The sequence below is a fragment of the Tabrizicola sp. genome (assembly GCF_051645465.1).
In the GTDB taxonomy this organism is placed as follows: Bacteria; Pseudomonadota; Alphaproteobacteria; order Rhodobacterales; family Rhodobacteraceae; genus Tabrizicola.
Genome location: NZ_JBOFBI010000214.1, coordinates 1 through 5,080 on the forward strand (window position 1 = coordinate 1; position 5,080 = coordinate 5,080).

Annotated in this window: 7 protein-coding genes; 4 read left to right on the top strand and 3 right to left on the bottom strand. The window is 68.1% G+C overall.

Annotation, left to right across the window (positions count from 1 at the left end):
* From ACRCSW_RS13830 to ACRCSW_RS13840, 3 genes are all read left to right on the top strand, one after another.
* Positions 1 to 408, top strand: a 408-nt coding sequence (locus ACRCSW_RS13830; protein ID WP_438705955.1) for an ROK family protein, incomplete at its 5' end; no start/stop codon positions are given.
* On the top strand, positions 401 to 1,672 hold the full coding sequence (locus tag ACRCSW_RS13835; protein WP_438705957.1) for a class II D-tagatose-bisphosphate aldolase non-catalytic subunit: 1,272 nt from the start codon (positions 401 to 403) through the stop codon (positions 1,670 to 1,672). The genes ACRCSW_RS13830 and ACRCSW_RS13835, both read left to right, overlap by 8 nt.
* Positions 1,669 to 2,817 (top strand): N-acetylglucosamine-6-phosphate deacetylase, encoded by a 1,149-nt coding sequence (locus ACRCSW_RS13840; protein ID WP_438705959.1) that lies wholly within the window; start codon positions 1,669 to 1,671, stop codon positions 2,815 to 2,817. The genes ACRCSW_RS13835 and ACRCSW_RS13840 overlap by 4 nt, the downstream gene beginning before the upstream one ends.
* A gap of 159 nt (positions 2,818 to 2,976) precedes the next feature.
* On the opposite strand, the gene ACRCSW_RS13845 is transcribed toward ACRCSW_RS13840, so the two are convergent.
* On the bottom strand, positions 2,977 to 3,459 hold the full coding sequence (locus tag ACRCSW_RS13845) for a D-galactarate dehydratase (protein WP_438705961.1): 483 nt from the start codon (positions 3,457 to 3,459) through the stop codon (positions 2,977 to 2,979).
* Positions 3,460 to 3,545: 86 nt separating this feature from the next.
* On the opposite strand from ACRCSW_RS13845, the gene moaA reads away from it, so the two are divergent.
* On the top strand, positions 3,546 to 4,550 hold the full coding sequence (gene moaA / locus ACRCSW_RS13850; protein ID WP_438705963.1) for a GTP 3',8-cyclase MoaA: 1,005 nt from the start codon (positions 3,546 to 3,548) through the stop codon (positions 4,548 to 4,550).
* A gap of 76 nt (positions 4,551 to 4,626) precedes the next feature.
* On the opposite strand, the gene hemP is transcribed toward moaA, so the two are convergent.
* Entirely contained in the window at positions 4,627 to 4,785 is a 159-nt protein-coding gene (gene hemP, locus ACRCSW_RS13855) for a hemin uptake protein HemP (protein ID WP_438705965.1), read from the bottom strand.
* Positions 4,782 to 4,904 carry a hypothetical protein gene (locus ACRCSW_RS13860; protein WP_438705966.1) on the bottom strand — a complete coding sequence of 41 codons (123 nt, stop codon included), beginning with the start codon at positions 4,902 to 4,904 and terminating at the stop codon, positions 4,782 to 4,784. Before ACRCSW_RS13860 ends, hemP begins: the two co-directional genes overlap by 4 nt.
* Positions 4,905 to 5,080 lie beyond the last annotated feature (176 nt).

Below are 5,080 nucleotides of genomic sequence, written 5' to 3' on the forward strand. Positions count from 1 at the left end.
CTCCCCATCCTGAAATGCGGCTGCGGCCGCACGGGCTGCACCGAGACCTACCTCTCCGCCCCCGGCCTTGCCCGCATCACCTCCCTTGTCAGCGGCCAGGTCCACACGCCGGAAGCGATCGTCGCAGGCCGCTCGACCACCCCCGCCTTCGCCCGCGCCTGGAACATCTGGCTCGACCTCGCAACCGAATTCCTCATGACCCTCTGCCTGACCCTAGACCCCGAGGTCATCGTCCTTGGCGGCGGCCTCTCGCGCGCCCCCGGCCTGACCCAGGACCTGACCCAACGCCTTGCCAAAGCCACCCTGCCCGGCTTTCCCATCCCGGCCATCCGCCTTGCCGAAGGCGGCGATGCCAGCGGAGCCCGCGGGGCCGCCCTCCATGCCGCGAACGAGGCCGCCCATGCCTGACCTCCTCCGCCAGATCATCGCCCGGAACCGCAGCGGAGAGCCCGTCGCCATCCCATCCGTCTGCACCGCCCACCCCGAGGCACTGGAGGCCTCCCTCACCCTCGCCGAAACCCTGAACCAGCCCATCGTGGTCGAAGCCACCTCGAACCAGGTCAACCAGGACGGCGGCTACACCGGCCTCCGCCCCGCCGGTTTCATCGCCTTCGTGAACGACATCGCCCAAAGGTCAGGCGTCCACCCCACCCGCATCCTCTTCGGCGGCGACCACCTCGGCCCCCAGGCCTGGCGCAGCCTCCCCGCGGCCCAAGCGATGGAAAAGGCGCACAAAATGGTCGCCGACTACGCCGCTGCGGGCTTCACCAAGATCCACCTCGACTGCTCCGAAGGCTGCGCCGGCGAACCCGCCCAGCTTCCCGACGAGATCACCGCCACCCGCTCCGCCGCCCTCGCCGCCACCGCGCTGAAACACGCCCCGAGCCCCACAAAGCTCCTCTTCGTCATCGGCACCGAAGTCCCGCCCCCCGGCGGCGCCCGCACCGACGACCACGGGCAAATCCCGCCCACCACGCCCGAAGCCGCCATCGCCACCCTCGCCGCGCACGCCGAAGCCTTCCGCGCGGCAAACCTCCCCCTCGAACAGATCGGCGGTCTCGTCGTCCAGCCGGGGGTCGAGTTCTCGCCGATGGAGGTCCACCACCTCCCGCTCCAACGCGACCCCGCCCTCCTCGCCGCCCTCAACGGCTGGCCCCACCTCTGCTATGAGGCCCATTCCACCGACTACCAGCACCCCACCGCCTACCCCCGCCTGGCCGAGCTTGGCTTCGCCTTCCAGAAAGTCGGCCCCGCCCTAACCTTCGCCTGGCGCGAGGCGCTTTACGCCCTCGACACGCTCCGCTGCCAGGCGGGCTGGGCCACCGGCCCCAGCCTCGCCGACGAAATGGAGGCCGTGATGCTGCAGGACCCCACCCACTGGCAGGGCCACTGGCGGGGCAAAGACACCGATCTCCGCCTCCAGCGCCACTTCGGCCTCGCCGACCGCATCCGCTACTACTGGCCGCAACCCAAGGCCCAGGCCGCGGTCGCCCGCCTCTTCGCCGATCTCGACGGCAGGCAGCTCCCCGATCCCGCCCTTCTCGCGCATTTCCGCCCGGAAGAGATTGCCTCTGCCCGCAGAACCCGCCATAGCCTGCCCCGCGCGCTGGCCCTCGCCCGCGTCCAGTCCGCGCTCCGTCCCTATTTCTTCGGGCCCGGACTACGGCCATGACCACAGCTCCCGATCTCTGGCTGCTTCCCGACGCGGTTTTCGACGGCACCCGCCTCCGGACCAGACTCGCGCTCGGCGTCACGGGGCAGCGCAGCCTTGAACTGGCGAAAGCCGCCGACCTGCCGGCAGACGCCCGCACCCGTCACGTCCCCGGCACGCTCACCCCCGGCTTTCTCGACCTCCAGGTCAACGGCGGCGGCGATGCGCTGCTGAACAATGACCAGACGCCCGCAGCCCTTCACACCATGGCCGCCGCCCACCGCCGCTTCGGCACCGTCGGGATCCTTCCCACCGTGATCACCGACGCGCCCGAGGTCCTGTCGCGCGCCGTCGACGCAGCCCTGGCAACGAAAGGCGCGCAAGGCCTCCTCGGCCTCCACATCGAAGGCCCGCACCTTTCAGTGGCCCGGCGCGGCACCCACGCCGCCGAATGGGTCCGCCCGTTCGAGGCGGCAACTCTCACGCATATCCGGCGCCTCCGCGCTGAAGGCCTTTTCGTCAAGATCACCGTCGCCCCCGAAAGCGTAACCCCCGCCCACGTCACCGAAATCGTGGCCACCGGGGCCGTGGTCTCCATTGGCCATTCCGACGCCACGGCGGAAGAGGTCCGCACCCTCCTCGCCGGCGGGGCCACCTCGTTCACCCATCTCTTCAACGCCATGTCACCGATGCTGAACCGCGCGCCCGGCGTCACCGGGGCCTGCATCAACTCCAAGGCCTATGCCGGGATCATCTGCGACGGCATCCATGTCGCCGACGAGATGGTCGGCCTCGCGATCCGCGCCCGACCCGTTCCGGGACGCATGTTCCTGGTTTCGGACGCAATGAGCACCGTCGGCGGCTCCGACCATTTCCGGCTCTACGGCCAGGACGTCTGGCTGAAGAACGGCCGCCTGGAAAACGCCGAAGGCTCGCTGGCCGGGGCGCATGTGACAATGGCCGAGGGCGTTCAGCGCCTGATCACCGTGGTCGGCGCCAGCCCCGAGACCGCCCTCGACATGGCCACCGCCGCCCCCGCCCGCCTGATCGACCGGCCCGATCTCGCAAGCCCCGAAAACCGTGACCTCGCCGACCTCCTCTGCCTCGATGCGAACTGGTCGGTCGCCTCAACCCTGGCCAGGCTCCTCGAAACCCAGCCCGCCTGAGGCACCCCCGGCTCCCGCCTTTCATCTTTGCCCAAGTATCCCCGCCGGAGGCTCTTTACCCGAGCCGGTTGTGCGCTCTTCGCGCACAGAGGCGAGACAAAAGGCTCGCGCGTCAGCGCTCAATTTGAAAGCCGCCCCAACCGCCCACAACGGTCGCCGCTACGGCCCGTAGACAGTGACCTCAGGCAACTCGGTCAGGGACAGCCCCAACGCCTGGAACGCCGCGAGCGACAGAAGCGCGCCCCCGGTGCCCGGACGGAGCTCAAGCGAAAGGCTCTTGCCCGCCGCCGTCATGATCCGGCCCTGCGTCTTCTCTTTCACAAGCTCGCTGGAAAGCCAGATCCCCTGCTCCGCCGGAGGCCCAAGCGCCACAACGACCTTCCCAAGCTCGCGCTCGCCCCCCGTCGCCGGGGCTGCCAGCGCCGCAGCCTTCTCCTCCGCCGTGGTGCTGTCCAGCGCCTCCGCACTCGACGCCCGGGCGCCCAGCGTCGTCGCCGCCACTGCCGGCGCAAACTCCGTCGCCGCCTGCGGGTCGGGCGGCCCGGTGACCGACGCGGGCCGCGTCGCCGGGGCCTCTTCCTGGAAAAGCGCACATCCCGAAAGGGCCAGCGCAAGAACGGGGATAAACACAAGCTGTCTCATGGTCACGAGCCTAACCTGCCGCCCTTCGCCCTGCAATTGTCGCTCGCGCACTTGTGCGTCCTCCCGCTGAAGCCTACCTTCCGCCCATGACCCCGCTCATCGACCCCTTCGCCCGCGCCATCAGCTACCTGCGCGTCTCGGTCACCGACCGCTGCGATTTCCGCTGCACCTATTGCATGTCGGAGCACATGACCTTCCTGCCCAAGGCCGACCTCCTGAGCCTCGAAGAGCTTGACCGCCTCTGCACCGCCTTCATCCGCATGGGCGTGCAAAAGCTCCGCATCACCGGCGGCGAACCCCTTGTCCGCAAAGGCATCCTCACCTTCTTCGAAGCGATGTCCCGCCACCTTCAGACCGGCGCGCTGAAAGAGCTCACCCTCACCACCAACGGCAGCCAGCTCACCAAATTCGCCGAACCCCTCGCCGCCCTCGGCATCCGCCGCATCAACGTCAGCCTCGACACGCTCGACCCCGAGAAGTTCGCCCACATCACCCGCTGGGGCCGCCTCCCCCAGGTCCTCGACGGCATAAAGGCCGCAAAAGCCGCAGGCCTCCGCGTCAAGATCAACGCCGTGGCCCTCAAGGGCTTCAACGAAGACGAGCTCTTCCCCCTCCTCGACTGGTGCGCCCGCGAAGACCAGGACCTTACCTTCATCGAGGTCATGCCGATGGGCGAGGACATGGCCGACACCCTCCGCCTCGACCAGTACTGGCCCCTGAAAGACCTCCGCGCCCGTGTGGCCGAACGCTTCACCCTGACCGACCTGACTGAGCGCACCGGCGGCCCCGCCCGCTATGTGCGGATCGAGGAGACCGGCCAGAAACTCGGCTTCATCACCCCCCTCACCCACAATTTCTGCGAAAGCTGCAACCGCGTCCGGCTCACCTGCACCGGCCAGCTTTACATGTGCCTCGGGCAAGAGGACATGGCCGACCTCCGCGCGCCCCTGCGCGCCACCCCCGACGATGCAGTTGTCGAAGACGCCATCCGCGCCGCCATCGCCCGGAAGCCCAAGGGCCACGACTTCGACTACACCCGCCAGCACGTCAAAGGCCAGATGACCAGGCACATGAGCCACACCGGCGGCTAAGTACCCAAATTTTTTGAGTAAAAAATTTGCCAAAATCCTTACTTAAGGATTTTGCTCCCGGCCCCGCCGCCGCGCCTCACTTCGTCAGGATCAGCTTCCCCGCCCGGGTGATGCGCAAACTGTAAACCTGCCCGTCCAGCACGATCCGCGCCAGCGAACCGCCCTCGGTCAAGACCCGTGCGTCATGCACCGGCGTCGCATCTGTCGTAAGCCAAAGATCGACCTGAGCGTTCATTTCCCCGCCTCCATCTGCGCGATAAGCGCTTCCAGGACCGGGCCGGGGAAGATCCCGCTGGCCGCACTCAGGATCATCTCCAGAACATCCGCACGAGGGTAGCTGTCGGATCGGGGCATGGTGAACTCCATGGGGTTTGAAGGACACCGGGCGTACCGCCGGACACAGGCGGCTGGCTAGGTTTCAAGATATATCCTGAGTATTTCACTCATGATTGTCAAGCACCCGTCGCTCCCCCTTCCCCCCCGCCGCCCGATCGCTATCCTGCGCGCACAATGACTGCGCCCCCAGACCC

Coding starts and splice junctions, on each gene's coding strand:
- ACRCSW_RS13835 (WP_438705957.1), top strand. CDS start 401: ATGCCTGACCTCCTCCGCCAGATCATCGCCCGGAACCGCAGCGGAGAG.
- ACRCSW_RS13840 (WP_438705959.1), top strand. CDS start 1,669: ATGACCACAGCTCCCGATCTCTGGCTGCTTCCCGACGCGGTTTTCGAC.
- ACRCSW_RS13845 (WP_438705961.1), bottom strand. CDS start 3,459: ATGAGACAGCTTGTGTTTATCCCCGTTCTTGCGCTGGCCCTTTCGGGA.
- moaA (WP_438705963.1), top strand. CDS start 3,546: ATGACCCCGCTCATCGACCCCTTCGCCCGCGCCATCAGCTACCTGCGC.
- hemP (WP_438705965.1), bottom strand. CDS start 4,785: ATGAACGCTCAGGTCGATCTTTGGCTTACGACAGATGCGACGCCGGTG.
- ACRCSW_RS13860 (WP_438705966.1), bottom strand. CDS start 4,904: ATGCCCCGATCCGACAGCTACCCTCGTGCGGATGTTCTGGAGATGATC.